Here is a 13494-nt window from a genome sequence, read left to right on the forward strand (position 1 = left end):
ACAAAACTTCATCTACATCTAGATTTTTATCTAAATAAGCTGAACGCGCTTATAAAGCGTTACAAGACATCAAAAAATGCCAATACTCGACAGAGATAGTAAAAGACTAGCTAACTCGGGGATTCTTTGTCTTTTTTTCTGCTTAGTAAATTTCTTAAACATTTGCAGCGTAAGTTAGTTGCAATTAAAAGCAGCTAAATCTTGCTTGTCAAACGTTTAAAACATAAAAAACGCCAATATTTTAAAGCAGATAATAACCCCAGGGCTTCTTTTGCCTTTTTTTTCATTTGGTAAATTTCTTAATATTTATAGCTAAACAACAACCGTCATCCCGCTACGTGTTAGCGGGATCTATGCTTTGAGATACCGCGAATGAATCGCGGTATGACGGTGTAGATGATGGTTAAGTAATTCGTCATCCCGCTGCTTGTTAGCGGGATCTATGTTAAGGTATAGTAGGGGGATCTATGTTAAGAGATACCGCGAATGAATCGCGGTATGACGGTGTAATAGACCTCTTTCGAAACTCATATAGACAGCTCAAAATTGTGAATTCCTGCTATTAAATTGAATCTCAAGCCAAAACGTTTTCTCCGATTGCGGTATCTGTCTGCAATAATTTTGAATCTTTTTAACAGACCAATTACATTCTCAACTACTACTCTTTTGCTTGCTAGCTCCCGATTTTCTACCTTTTTTTCCTTAATTAAGGGACTCTTTTTCATCCTTCTGTGTGGCAACTCGACATTTTTGTGAATTTTCTGAAAACCTCTATAGCCAGCATCGGCTAAAACTTTTATACCTTCTGATACATGCACTTTTGACTCCTTGAAAAGCCGAAAGTCATGCTTTCTCCCGTTTGAAAATGACGTACAAATAATTTTCTTGCTCTTCTTTTCTGCAATTATTTGTGTTTTTAGCGTATGTTTTTTCTTCTTTCCTGAATAAAATCTTTTCTGCTTTTTTTTGGTCTCTCTACAGGTGTTTCCGTTGCATCAATCACCAAAATCTCATATTTCACGTCGCTTTTTAGGAGTTCTTTTCGTCCTGGCAATGCGAAATCTTGGTGTTGTATTAGAGTATCCTCTACCCATTTTACAGTTTTATATGCCGTACTTTCACTTACTCCATAACTTTGACTTATGTGAAAATATGTACGGTATTCTCGTAAGTATTCTAATACCATGAGCAGCATATTCTCCTCGTTTAGCTTATTTTTCCTTCCTCCTTTGGCTTTCTTTTTTTTATTTTCTTCACATAAAATCCCTACCATTTTGTTAAATGTTGATCTCTTTACTCCTGTTAGTCGACGAAACTCCCCTTTATCGAGCTCTTTCACTATTTCATACTTCATTTCTCCTTACCTCAAAATTACTATTTTTACTGCTTTATCCTAGTTTCGAAAGAAGTCTAATGATGGTTAAGTAATTCGTCATCCCGCTACGTGTTAGCGGGATCTATGTTAAGAGATACCGCGAATGAATCGCGGTATGACGGTGTAATGATGGTTAAGTAATTCGTCATCCCGCTACGTGTTAGCGGGATCTATGTTAAGAGATACCGCGAATGAATCGCGGTATGACGGTGTAATGATGGTTAAATAATTCGTCATCCCGCTGCTTGTTAGCGGGATCTATGTTAAGGTATAGTAGGGGATCTATGTTAAGAGATACCGCGAATGAATCGCGGTATGACGGTGTAATGATGGTTAAGTAATTCGTCATCCCGCTGCTTGTTAGCGGGATCTATGTTAAGGTATAGTAGGGGGATCTATGTTAAGAGATACCGCGAATGAATCGCGGTATGACGGTGTAATGATGGTTAAGTATCCCGCTACGTGTTAGCGGGATCTATGTTAAGAGATACCGCGAATGAATCGCGGTATGACGGTTAAGTAGGGTGTCATTCCAGTGCTCCTTTTTTTGTCATCCCAGCGTCACGCGTTGGTTTCAACATTATATCATGAACTTTCTAAAATTCATTGAGTAGACCTCTTTCGAAACTCATATAGACAGCTCAAAATTGTGAATTCCTGCTATTAAATTGAATCTCAAGCCAAAACGTTTTCTCCGATTGCGGTATCTGTCTGCAATAATTTTGAATCTTTTTAACAGACCAATTACATTCTCAACTACTACTCTTTTGCTTGCTAGCTCCCGATTTTCTACCTTTTTTTCCTTAATTAAGGGACTCTTTTTCATCCTTCTGTGTGGCAACTCGACATTTTTGTGAATTTTCTGAAAACCTCTATAGCCAGCATCGGCTAAAACTTTTATACCTTCTGATACATGCACTTTTGACTCCTTGAAAAGCCGAAAGTCATGCTTTCTCCCGTTTGAAAATGACGTACAAATAATTTTCTTGCTCTTCTTTTCTGCAATTATTTGTGTTTTTAGCGTATGTTTTTTCTTCTTTCCTGAATAAAATCTTTTCTGCTTTTTTTTGGTCTCTCTACAGGTGTTTCCGTTGCATCAATCACCAAAATCTCATATTTCACGTCGCTTTTTAGGAGTTCTTTTCGTCCTGGCAATGCGAAATCTTGGTGTTGTATTAGAGTATCCTCTACCCATTTTACAGTTTTATATGCCGTACTTTCACTTACTCCATAACTTTGACTTATGTGAAAATATGTACGGTATTCTCGTAAGTATTCTAATACCATGAGCAGCATATTCTCCTCGTTTAGCTTATTTTTCCTTCCTCCTTTGGCTTTCTTTTTTTTATTTTCTTCACATAAAATCCCTACCATTTTGTTAAATGTTGATCTCTTTACTCCTGTTAGTCGACGAAACTCCCCTTTATCGAGCTCTTTCACTATTTCATACTTCATTTCTCCTTACCTCAAAATTACTATTTTTACTGCTTTATCCTAGTTTCGAAAGAAGTCTAGTTATGCTTTCAAACGGTAGTGCCGGGGTGTGAGTATAACGATTATCAGTATATAAAAGTCATAGCAGACAGGCTGGAAGCAGCGAGCGCTGGTGAAGTGAAACGAATAATATTCAATATGCCTCCGCGTTCGATGAAGTCCATGTGCGCTAGTGTTGCGTGGCCCGCATGGATACTGGGAAACCAACCAACTGCGAGAATAATAGTTGCAAGTTATTCTCAGCGGCTCAGCGAAAAGCACTCGCTCGACACCAGGTGCGTGATGCAGTCTAGTTGGTATAGAGCGCTATTTCCAGAGATAGAACTATCCAAAGACCAGAATACCAAATATAAATTTCAAACAGTGCAGAGAGGATACAGAATCGCAACATCAGTTGGAGGAACACTAACTGGTGAAGGTGGTGATTTTATCATTGTGGACGATCCGCTCAGTTCTGCTCAAGCTTTGAGTGAAACGCTTAGAAAGCGTGCCACAAACTGGTTTGATCAGACTTTAGTAACCAGGCTGAACGATAGAAAAAAAGGAGTCATCGTTCTTGTAATGCACAGGCTACACCAGGAGGACTTAACTGGACACCTTCTCTCCAAGCCAAAAAACATATGGCATCATATTTGTTTGCCAATGATTTCTGAAAATAAGCAGGTTATTTATTCAATCAAAAAGCCAATACCTCCTGTTCCTATCATCCGAGTAGCTCAGCACTGTGCGACCAGGCGATTATATAATAAACCAGCGTCACCTGTAAGGATATTATATTCAAGAGAAGAAGGTCAGTTGTTATATCCCCTCGATGGAGGAAAAGAAGAAGTTGAGATAATAAAAGCTGAACTTGGGAGTTACGCTTTTGCTGCTCAATATCAACAAAACCCTCTGCCGCTTTCAAGTGGTATAATTAAACCAGAGTGGTTGAGAGGTTGTCCGGAAACAAGTAAAAGGCTATAATATCTGAAATTTTAGTACGGGGTAAAGATGAGAAAAAAGTATCCAACAGATCTAAGCGAAAGGGAATGGGCAAGAATAGAAAAACACTTCAGAGTATCATACAAGAAAGGAGGAAGGCCGCCAAAGTATAGCAAAAAAGAAATATTAGAAGCAATTTTCTATGTATTGCGTACAGGGTGTCAATGGCGGTATTTACCAAATGATTTTCCGCTATGGAAGACTGTGTATGAGCAGTTCAGGCAATGGAAGAAGCAGGGAATTTTTGAGAAAATGAATTATGAAATTACAAAATATAGTAGAAGAAAAATAGGAAGGAATGAGCAGCCGAGTGCCTGTATAGTAGATAGTCAATCTGTAAAGACTACAGAAAAGGGGGGATCAAAGGCTATGATGGAAGTAAAAAAGTAAAGGGTAGAAAAAGGCATATAATTACAGACACTCAGGGTTTTATACTAGGTTGTTACGTAGGCGCTGCTAACGAAAATGATAGAGATGGTATTAAAATAGCATTAAACAATATGAGAACAAAATATACTAAAGTTAAAAAAATGTGGGCTGACATGGGATACCAAGGAAGAAATTTAAAGAATCACATAAAGGAAGAATATGACATAGATATTGAAATTGTTAAAAGGCCTCCATGTAGATTTTGGGTGCACAAAGATACGCCACCTGAGCTACTACCAACAAGAGAACAAGGGTTTAAAGTACAGCCAAGAAGATGGGTTGTAGAAAGGACTTTTGCTTGGGTTAATAGGAATAGAAGGCTATCGAAGGAGTATGATTTACTCACAACATCCACTGAGAATTTCATATACCTAGCTATGAGTAGGGTTATGTTAAAGAGGGAATATGCTTGAATTTACTAGTTTCCGGACAACCTCTGAAACGCTATAAAAAATTTCCTGATAATCTCTCGCATGTAACACAAAGTTGGGATACTGCGGTTTCAACAAGTAACATGAGCAACTTTAGTGTCTGCACCACCTGGGCAAAAATAGATAATAAATTCTATTTACTTGATGTATATCGCGCAAAGCTTGAGTATCCAAAGCTTAAAGAACAGGTTTTGTCACTAGCTGCAAGATGGACGCCACACGCAATTTTAATCGAAGCAAAAACAAGTGGTCAACAATTGGTGCAAGAGCTAAAGACAAACAGTGATTTACCGATTATTGAAATAGTGCCACATGATGACAAGCTCACTCGATTTCATCAAATTGTTCCGATTATAGAGTCTGGCAAGGTTTTTCTGCCACATCAAGCAGTATGGCTGAACGATTTTGAGTATGAGATTTTAATGTTTCCTGAAACGCGCCACGACGACCAAGTGGACAGTACCGTGCAATATTTGCAGTGGGTGAGAAACAGTACCTCCAGGGTTGCAGCTATACGAGCATTGTGATTTGAGTCTACCAGTACTGGGATGACAGCTAGGAGACAACCGTCATCCCGCTGCTTGTTAGCGGGATCTAGAGATACCGCGAATGAATCGCGGTATGACGTAGGACTGCTGTTATTCCAGTGTCTGGGCACTGCCGTCTTGGATGGAAAGGCTGGATCCAAGTAGTCAGCTACTCGTATGACATCTTTGTGTTTGAGGCAAAACCAGCTATAACATTTCTTCGCAAACAAATGTTCGTACAGTTGTGGGTCGTGCACAACTCTATTCCTATAGTGAGTAGCTCCCTCCTATCTTATTTATATCATATTTTTAACTTACCCAATAACATAAATTACTTTAGCTATGCTATAGCTAAAGTGGCTTAGGTTTACTTACAATTTGAAAAACAACAAATTCGTCATTCCGCTACTCGTTAGCGCTGCGGCGGTATGATGTAGGGAAACCTTTCTTGGGTTAGCATATCAATAGCATTGCTTTAAAAAGAGTGCCCATATTTTCAGTCAACCTTAAGAATTCACTAAAGATCCTATTCTTTTGTTCATCACTTGCGCTTTTCATTAAAGCCTGGGTTCTTTCTTTTATGCCAAAAAGATATAAAAATTCCCTTTGAGTTAAAATCTCACAATCTACATGCTTTAATGGATCTCTTAACGCTTGAAAGTTCACAAGTGCGGTAATATCACTATTACCAACATTCTCAAGAAAATTAGCATACTTATGTTGTTTTATCGATTGCAAAGTGCTCTTATATGCGGGGTATACATAACCGTAATCTACAATCAAAGCAGCTCCTTTATTATTATATATCTTCTTCTCAAGTTTTTTTAATATTTCAACCCCAACTGAACATATTTCCACCACTGCACCATTAAAAAATTTTCCATTTGTCATCTGAGTAGCTGACACTGGAATCCATGATTCTTTTTTTCTGGATTCCAGTGTCACGCACTGGCATGACACCAAGAGACTGCCATCATCTTGTTTTGTCACCATATTTTCATACCACCCCTCATCATGATATACAAACTGATCTATCGGAAGAGCGTCAAAGAACTCATTTGCTAAAAAAATGGTTGGTTGTTCTGGTAGGTTGTCAATATTTTTGTGCCAATTAACATCTAAGCTTTTTAATTTTTCCTTTTGTATCTTCCGTAAAGTAGGGCTTATTTCAACTAAGTGGATCAACATTGAATTAAAAAAGCTGCTGTATTTTTTAGTGACTCTTATTATATCGTGAATGAGTGTTCCTTTGCCTGGCCCAAGTTCAACTAGAGAAAATTTTGATGGCTTTCCTAATTTTTCCCATGTATGCATTATCCAAACTGCAATTACTTCACCAAATAATTGGCTGATCTCAGGTGCGGTAGTAAAATCACCATCCTTACCAAGCGGTAATTTACTTGTATAATAGCCGTATTTTTCATGGTACAAAACGGCATTCATGAAATCACTGATGGATATTGATCCTTGACTTTTGTCAATTAATTCGTGTATATAAGTGAGCATGTTATTAATAAATGTTTAACTATAGCGTGCCATAATATAAAATAGTAGAGTATTTATATATATAGTATAAACTTAAGTTTGTGAGTAATAGTGCTTCAGTTATGGACGACAAAAACACCGATTATGTTGCCCTTATACCTCAAGATGATAGTATTGAATACAAATTTGAAGAAGCTGTCAATTTTATAGAAAACAAGGTTATAAATGCTGATGGGCTAACTTTAGCGGAAGTGTTTCAAGTGCTAGTTCAAATGCTAAATGGTGATCTAGAATTGGTAAAAAAAGTACTAGCATGTGCTAATATTATGGCAAAGCATGGAATGAAGGTAGCAAAAGAGTCGCAATTAAGCAGAGCTGATGTTCGCCGAGCTTTGGAAGGTAGAGAAAGTGTTGTCAATAGACAAGATTTTATAAAGAAACCACCTCTTCCACCTGCTATAAAATCGACCAAAAAGAAAAGTAGAGGTCTTTAGATGGCTGAATCTATAAAAAAATTTACTGTACAATGTGACTTCAAAGGGCAAAGTTCACCTTTTGCAATATACATAGGAAATCCAAAAAGTGATGCTCATCCAATTCATCATCAAGATTCCTGGCTTGTAAAAGAACGTGGAGGGAATATTCCTAATAAAGTAAAAGAAAGTCTACAAAAATTATATAAACTATCTCAAGAAAATGGAGTCTCTTTCTCAGAGTTATGTGCGTATGCCATTACTGTGGTTAGTAATAATGATAAAAAAAGTGACAACAAGGAGTAAGATAGTTTAATCCCTCAATATTTCATTTATAGAGATTTTCGATCTCGTCTTTTCATCCACTTTTTTTACTATGACTGCACAATAGGTTGAAATATTATTTTTAGATGGAATAGATCCTGGTATCACTACAGAATAAGGCGGCACTTTGCCATAAAATACCTTGCCAGTTTCTCTATCAATAATTTTTGTTGATGCCCCAATAAACACACCCATGCCAAGGACTGATCCTTCTCTCACTACCACACCCTCGGCCACTTCGCTACGTGCTCCAATAAAGCAATTATCTTCTATAATGACAGGTGAAGCTTGAATAGGCTCAAGAACTCCACCTATTCCCACTCCACCGGAAATATGACAGTTTTTTCCTATTTGCGCACAGCTACCAATCGTTGACCAGGTATCTATCATTGTTCCTGAATCAACGTATGCACCAACGTTGATAAAACTTGGCATTAGAACAACATTTGTACCTATATAAGCAGATCGGCGGACAAAACACCCAGGAACTGCTCTAATTTTTAACTGGCGAAATTTCTCCTCATTCCATTCACTAAATTTGTTACCGATCTTGTCAAACCAGCAATTGGTATTGTCTGTTATTTTGTTTTCTTCAGTGAGAAAATGTAATAATATTGCCTGCTTTATCCACTTATGTACTACCCATTCTCCACTTGATAGCTTTTCTGCTACTCTAATTTTGCCACTATCAAGGAGCTCAATTGCCTCTTTAATTGCTATTCTTGCTGTTTTCTTTAGATTACAGTCATTAAATTTTTCTCTATTTTTCCAAATATTTTCTATCTCACTCTGTGTTTTTTTTAGTTGCAAACCTTCCATTTGTTATATATATATTGATATTAAATTTGTAGCTCTGTATCATTTGAGCTTGTTACTACTTTATATGTAAGTGCTATGAAAATACAATGTAATAGTTGTACTAAAACTTACTTAGTATCTCCTAAGCAAATTGGCGCGTCTGGAAGAAAGGTAAAATGTACGAACTGCAATCACATATGGCATGAATATCTAGAAGAAGTGTCAAACAAACAGCACTCTGCTAATATACAGGAAAAAAAAGTTAGTGGAAGAAATTTTTTACAAAATCTAGCATTTACCACTCTAGCTTTTGCAACAGCTACGGGGTTATGCGTCGTAATTGCTAATGGCATCTTTCCTAGAGAGATGAACAAAGCATACAAAACGATCAGTTTATACAAGGATTCAATAAGCTATAAATTAGGGTACAAAAAAGAACAAACAGAAAGTCCAAATGTAAAAAAACTTGCTGTAAATAAGTTTTATCAAGACTACCTTTTTTTATCTAATTTAAGATCTAGTTAAATAGGCATACCGATATCGGTCTCTAGCTACTCAGATGGTGCTTAGGGTGACAGAGTTTTAAAAATAAGTTATTTTTTAGCAAAAAAGGCAGCTCATGAGTATTAAAATTGCACCTTCTATACTTTCAGCAGATTTTGCAAAATTAGGGGAAGAAGTAAGAAAAATTAGCGATTTAGGTGTGGATTACATACACATAGACGTTATGGATGGGAATTTCGTTCCAAATATTACAATTGGTCCTAGCGTTGTTTCTGCAATACGTAAATATAGCAATCTTCCTTTTGATGTGCATTTAATGGTCAAATCTCCTGGTAACCACATTGAAAGCTTTATAAATGCTGGTGCTGATATTATCACTGTACATGCAGAAGCAGAGATACACCTTGAGAGGTTGATAAGAAAGATAAAGTTATACAAAAATGTAAACGACGAAAAAAAACCGATTCAAGCTGGAGTCTCAATTGTTCCTTCAACTTCTCCAAGTGTGCTTGAATACATAATACATGAGCTAGATATTGTGCTGATTATGACAGTCAACCCTGGCTTTGGAGGGCAGGAATTCATTCATTCACAGTTGAACAAGATATCTACTATAAAAAAAATGATACAAGAGCGTAATCTTAAAACACAAATTTCAGTAGATGGTGGAATTAACTTTTCTAACGCAGCTGATATAATAAAAGCAGGTGCAGATATTTTAGTTGCGGGATCGGCGATATTCAAGGCTGAAGATATTAAGAAGGCCATAAACTATCTTAAAAATCCATTGTTGTGACCCTATATAGCTAAAGTGGCTTAGGTTTACCTACAATTTGAAAAACAACAAATTCGTCATTCCGCTACTCGTTAGCGGAATCTATACCGCGAATGAATTGCGGTATGACGTAGGGAAACCTTTCTTGGGTTGTATCAGTTCAGGAGAGTGGTTTAAGAAACAATAGATAGAAGGTTTTGGAAAGCCCATTTGTTTCCATGTTAAGTATAACGAAATTATCCGTTCAAGTTCCCCACTTCGATTGGGTAAAATATGAATTTTTGCGATAAACGACATAATGCCGTATCTGCTGTTCAGCATGGTTGTTTGTCAGCGGAATGTTTTCTGGGTCATCTAAAAAATTCCACATTATTCTTTCAGATTTCAAAATATTTTTTGCAACTCGAGAAGCTCCAATTGCTTCAGGTAAGCGGCTTCAAGTAATACCTTGTACGTTTTCGCAACTTTCTGGCACGTCTGGTAAATCTAAAAACATCTATCTCATTTTTTAGCAAGGCCTTTTTTAGTGCAAATAATTCAGTGGCTACGTTTCTTAAGTAACAGCCCAGAACTTTAACTTCAACTATGTGCTAATCTTTCAAAATCTCTTGATAAATGTGCCCAACAGATTTGCCTGTTCTTATCGGCAAAGTAGTTGTATGCTGCGTACCTGTCGTAAGCTATTGCGATTGCAGAACTTACTATTTTGTAAAACCTTCATTCCTCTTGACTCTGTCAATTTTATAAAACTTGCTGTATTACTGGCAAACATCCAGCACCAACCAAGTTTACCTTTGTTATAATGGCTCGTTTCATCGATATGCAGAACTTCACTTTTACTTACTTCTTGCTCGATTTGCTCATATGCTTCTTGGCATTTTTCTGCAACTCTAGCCTCGCTATTTGACACGCTACCAACACTGATGTCCAGGTTGAAAATATTTTTTATAATATTTGCTACTTCTCTTTTCGAGTTCTTGTAAAATCCGCTCAGCGCCGCGATTGTTGACTTAACTTTTGGACCAAATGTATCCGCAGTAACACCTTCTGGTAGCCTGCTACTTTTTCTTTTTCCACACTTGCAACAGCGGCCATTGGTATTCCACAACATAAGCTGGCAAATCAACTTTTTGATGAATGTATGGCTCTTTCGATATCGCAATTTCTCCTCCGCACTCGCAAGAACTCTATTTTCACCACTTCATCTGCTTCCATTTTAGGGCGATACTTTCCTTCATGCCCAATCTGTGCCCCTATTTTCCTGTCACTTTTTTTCTTTTTCTTCTTTAGCTTGTATAACTCTTTTGAGCTCGGTATCGATGAATTTTGTGAATTCAGACCTAGTCTTTCTTTCAATTCAGCATTTTCGATTCTTAGCGCCTTATTCTCAGATCTAAAATTTTCGTTTTCTATCTCTAACCTCTTTATCTCTGCTTTTAGTTGCTCTATCTCTATTTTAAAGCTTTCACAGAGCTTGAGAAGACTAGCTAGTAGATCAGACATATTTACCACACATACTACTTGTGATATTATGTTTTTAGCACTCCTTGTCTACTTTTTATTTTACCGCTCCGCTGAACGGATACCTTTTTTTTACTGTTTGAGTATGTAAGGATTATGACGACCTATCCCAAACCTCAACTATATCCTCACTAAACTCTATTATCTTTGTTTTTTTAAACTGATAACAGTTGTTAATGAATTGAATCCCTAAATCTCCTACAAAAGGAGTGGCATCATTGCCTAAAATTTTACCACTGCGGCATATTATCAACCTGTCGATTAAATTACACTTTAATAGTTCTGTGATTAACACTCCTCCACCTTCAACTAATAACCTTGTTATACCGATTTCTGAAACAAGTTTTAATGCCGTGTCCTTTAGGCAGGCTTTGCCTGCATCGTTTGAATTGACTTTCAAGTAGTTAATGTTTTTTATTTTTTTCTCTACTTCTTTATTTGTGATGACCCAAGTTATTACTTTGTCTGCAGTCTTTGCAATGTTATGCTCTTCCTTTAATCTCCCTTGACTATCTATAATTAGCCTTATTGGCGATCTACTTCCGAGTCCTGGTAATCTGCAAGTTAAGAGTGGATCATCATTAATAAGAGTATTGCTGCCGATCATAATTGCATCATATTTCGTTCTGAGCTCATGCACCCAGTTTCTCGTATTTTCACTTGTTATCCATTTGCTATCGCCTGTAAATGTTGCGATTTTTCCGTCAAGAGTTGTTGCGACTTTGCAAGCTATAAATGGTCTATGTAATTCTTTAGTGGTGAAAAAACCGACATTCAGTTCTTCTGCTTCTTTTTGCATAATACCTTGCTCAACTTCAATTCCTGCTTCTTTCAGAGCTTTAATGCCTCCACCTGAAACTCTACTATCTGGGTCAATAGTTGCAATTACTACTCTTTTTATGCCAGCTTTTATGATTTTTGCAGTGCAAGGCCCCGTGACTCCGTGATGACAACATGGCTCAAGAGTGATATATATAGTTGCGCCATGAGTTGAATCTTTAGCGTTTTGCAAAGCGACTACCTCCGCATGCGGACGCCCACCAATCCCTGTGTATCCCTCACTAACAATTGTACCATCCTTTACAATAACACACCCGACAGCAGGATTTGGTGCAACATTTCCAAGATTTTTTTCTGCAAGCCTTAATGCAATTGACATGAAATGATCATCAGTCATTAGAAAGAAGTCATTTCGTATGAGGTATCAAAAATTCTTCTGTACTCGTGTATAGCAAATCTATCTGTCATACCTGAGATATAGTCACATATTATTACTGAACGCTGAGATTCACAAGCGAGTTTGCTCCACTCTGTGGGAAGTAATCCTGGGTTTTCATAAAAACATTGAAAGAGTTCCTGTATTATGCGTTTTGCTTTGTTCATCGTTCTACTCAGTTTATAGCTTCTGTATATTTTCTCCATGTTGAATCTTTTCATTTCTTTTGTAGCATTCGCAACTTCTGGTGAAAATGTGACTAGCATTTTATTTAGACTTCTTACGTCTTCTACGCTTTTTATTTTGTGATCTTCAATATTTCTTTCAGTCTGAGAAACAACATCACTTATCATAGTTCCTATAGTTCCACTCAGTGATTCATGTATGAGTTTGCTCTGAGGCAATTCTGAATATCTGCTCCTTATGTCTTTAAACATTTTTTCAATTAAAGGAACATTCAGCAAATCTTCGATGGTTACTAAATTCGCCCTGAGTGCATCATCAAGATCGTGAACACTGTAAGCAATATCATCGGCAATTGAAGCAACTTGCGCTTCAATGCTTGAAAATTCTTCAAGTTTTAGATCATATTTTTTGTTGTATTCTAATAACAGCTGATTATTTGTAGAAGACTCCGCGTTTTGACCAAGCAAGGGACCGTTATGTTTTGCAACTCCTTCAATCACCTCCCAACTTAGATTCATACCATCAAAATCAGCATGTTTTTGTTCGAGGTAAGTTAAAATCCTTATAGCTTGAACATTATGATCAAACTCATACTTCTCGTTATCAAGATTCAAATCTTGAACTGATTTCTTTAGAGCATCTTCACCTGCATGACCAAATGGAGGATGACCAAGATCATGTGCGAGCGCTATGCATTCAGTGATATCCTCATTTAAGCCAAGTCTACGCGCAATGGACCTTGCAATTTGTGCAACTTCAAGGCTATGAGTAAGCCGAGTGCGATAGTAGTCGTGCTCATAATTGATAAAAACTTGTGTTTTGTACTCCAATTTTCTAAACGCATTAGAGTGAATGATACGGTCCCTATCACGCTGAAAGCAGCTGCGATTCTCATCTTCTGGCTCTTTGAAGTATCTCCCTTTTGTTTTGCTTGGAAAACATGCATAATTTAATAGAAAATTATTGTTTGACATG

At 37.1% G+C, this 13494-nt stretch carries 10 protein-coding genes and 4 pseudogenes; 7 read left to right on the forward strand and 7 right to left on the reverse strand.

Annotation, left to right across the window (positions count from 1 at the left end):
* Positions 1-527 precede the first annotated feature (527 nt).
* Positions 528-1354 (reverse strand): IS5 family transposase gene (locus ACICQD_RS03795; protein ID WP_395461446.1). Its coding sequence is split into 2 segments (ribosomal slippage): positions 528-967 and positions 967-1354, totalling 828 coding nucleotides; the frame shifts between segments, so codons are not numbered across the junction.
* 649 nt (positions 1355-2003) lie between these two features.
* A protein-coding gene (locus tag ACICQD_RS03800; protein ID WP_395461446.1) for an IS5 family transposase occupies positions 2004-2830 on the reverse strand; the annotation gives its coding sequence in 2 pieces (ribosomal slippage) (positions 2004-2443 and positions 2443-2830; 828 coding nt in all).
* Positions 2831-2908: 78 nt separating this feature from the next.
* On the opposite strand from ACICQD_RS03800, the pseudogene ACICQD_RS03805 reads away from it, so the two are divergent.
* The 3 pseudogenes from ACICQD_RS03805 to terL form a co-directional block, all read left to right on the forward strand.
* Positions 2909-3802, forward strand: a pseudogene (locus tag ACICQD_RS03805) (terminase); the annotation flags it as partial.
* 57 nt (positions 3803-3859) lie between these two features.
* Positions 3860-4692 (forward strand): annotated as a pseudogene (locus tag ACICQD_RS03810) (IS5 family transposase).
* Between the two features lie 20 nt (positions 4693-4712).
* Positions 4713-5237 (forward strand): annotated as a pseudogene (gene terL / locus ACICQD_RS03815) (phage terminase large subunit); the annotation flags it as partial.
* A gap of 453 nt (positions 5238-5690) precedes the next feature.
* Here terL and ACICQD_RS03820 read toward each other — a convergent pair.
* Complete coding sequence (locus tag ACICQD_RS03820; RefSeq protein ID WP_395461607.1) at positions 5691-6743, reverse strand: class I SAM-dependent methyltransferase; 1053 nt, start codon at positions 6741-6743, stop codon at positions 5691-5693.
* Positions 6744-6844: 101 nt separating this feature from the next.
* Between ACICQD_RS03820 and ACICQD_RS03825 the strand changes: the two genes are divergently transcribed.
* Positions 6845-7216, forward strand: coding sequence for a hypothetical protein (locus ACICQD_RS03825; RefSeq protein ID WP_022626336.1), 372 nt, complete (start codon positions 6845-6847; stop codon positions 7214-7216).
* Positions 7217-7501 carry a DUF2610 domain-containing protein gene (locus ACICQD_RS03830; RefSeq protein WP_395461608.1) on the forward strand — a complete coding sequence of 95 codons (285 nt, stop codon included), beginning with the start codon at positions 7217-7219 and terminating at the stop codon, positions 7499-7501.
* Between the two features lie 6 nt (positions 7502-7507).
* Here ACICQD_RS03830 and dapD read toward each other — a convergent pair whose 3' ends face one another.
* Positions 7508-8338 carry a 2,3,4,5-tetrahydropyridine-2,6-dicarboxylate N-succinyltransferase gene (gene dapD / locus ACICQD_RS03835; RefSeq protein ID WP_395461609.1) on the reverse strand — a complete coding sequence of 277 codons (831 nt, stop codon included), beginning with the start codon at positions 8336-8338 and terminating at the stop codon, positions 7508-7510.
* Positions 8339-8413: 75 nt separating this feature from the next.
* Between dapD and ACICQD_RS03840 the strand changes: the two genes are divergently transcribed.
* Both ACICQD_RS03840 and rpe read left to right on the forward strand, forming a co-directional pair.
* Positions 8414-8842, forward strand: a complete 429-nt coding sequence (locus tag ACICQD_RS03840) for a zinc-ribbon domain-containing protein (protein ID WP_182366253.1) — start codon at positions 8414-8416, stop codon at positions 8840-8842.
* Between the two features lie 94 nt (positions 8843-8936).
* Complete coding sequence (gene rpe / locus ACICQD_RS03845; RefSeq protein WP_395461610.1) at positions 8937-9617, forward strand: ribulose-phosphate 3-epimerase; 681 nt, start codon at positions 8937-8939, stop codon at positions 9615-9617.
* A 152-nt stretch (positions 9618-9769) separates the two neighbouring features.
* Here rpe and tnpC read toward each other — a convergent pair.
* The 3 genes and pseudogenes from tnpC to ACICQD_RS03860 form a co-directional block, all read right to left on the reverse strand.
* Positions 9770-11099 (reverse strand): annotated as a pseudogene (tnpC, locus tag ACICQD_RS03850) (IS66 family transposase).
* A gap of 112 nt (positions 11100-11211) precedes the next feature.
* Positions 11212-12294: a bifunctional diaminohydroxyphosphoribosylaminopyrimidine deaminase/5-amino-6-(5-phosphoribosylamino)uracil reductase RibD gene (gene ribD, locus ACICQD_RS03855; RefSeq protein ID WP_395461611.1), complete on the reverse strand. Its 1083-nt coding sequence runs from the start codon at positions 12292-12294 to the stop codon at positions 11212-11214.
* Complete coding sequence (locus ACICQD_RS03860) at positions 12294-13493, reverse strand: deoxyguanosinetriphosphate triphosphohydrolase (RefSeq protein ID WP_395461612.1); 1200 nt, start codon at positions 13491-13493, stop codon at positions 12294-12296. The genes ribD and ACICQD_RS03860 overlap by 1 nt, the downstream gene beginning before the upstream one ends.
* Position 13494: the final 1 nt, after the last annotated feature.

It is taken from the genome of Wolbachia endosymbiont (group A) of Therophilus tumidulus, assembly GCF_964277345.1.
Lineage (GTDB): Bacteria > Pseudomonadota > Alphaproteobacteria > Rickettsiales > Anaplasmataceae > Wolbachia > Wolbachia pipientis.

Excerpts from the sequence above, each read along its gene's own strand:
- ribD (WP_395461611.1), bottom strand. The coding sequence starts at position 12,294 with ATGACTGATGATCATTTCATGTCAATTGCATTAAGGCTTGCAGAAAAA.
- dapD (WP_395461609.1), bottom strand. The coding sequence starts at position 8,338 with ATGGAAGGTTTGCAACTAAAAAAAACACAGAGTGAGATAGAAAATATT.
- ACICQD_RS03820 (WP_395461607.1), bottom strand. The coding sequence starts at position 6,743 with ATGCTCACTTATATACACGAATTAATTGACAAAAGTCAAGGATCAATA.
- ACICQD_RS03825 (WP_022626336.1), top strand. The coding sequence starts at position 6,845 with ATGGACGACAAAAACACCGATTATGTTGCCCTTATACCTCAAGATGAT.
- rpe (WP_395461610.1), top strand. The coding sequence starts at position 8,937 with ATGAGTATTAAAATTGCACCTTCTATACTTTCAGCAGATTTTGCAAAA.
- ACICQD_RS03860 (WP_395461612.1), bottom strand. The coding sequence starts at position 13,493 with ATGTCAAACAATAATTTTCTATTAAATTATGCATGTTTTCCAAGCAAA.
- ACICQD_RS03830 (WP_395461608.1), top strand. The coding sequence starts at position 7,217 with ATGGCTGAATCTATAAAAAAATTTACTGTACAATGTGACTTCAAAGGG.
- ACICQD_RS03840 (WP_182366253.1), top strand. The coding sequence starts at position 8,414 with ATGAAAATACAATGTAATAGTTGTACTAAAACTTACTTAGTATCTCCT.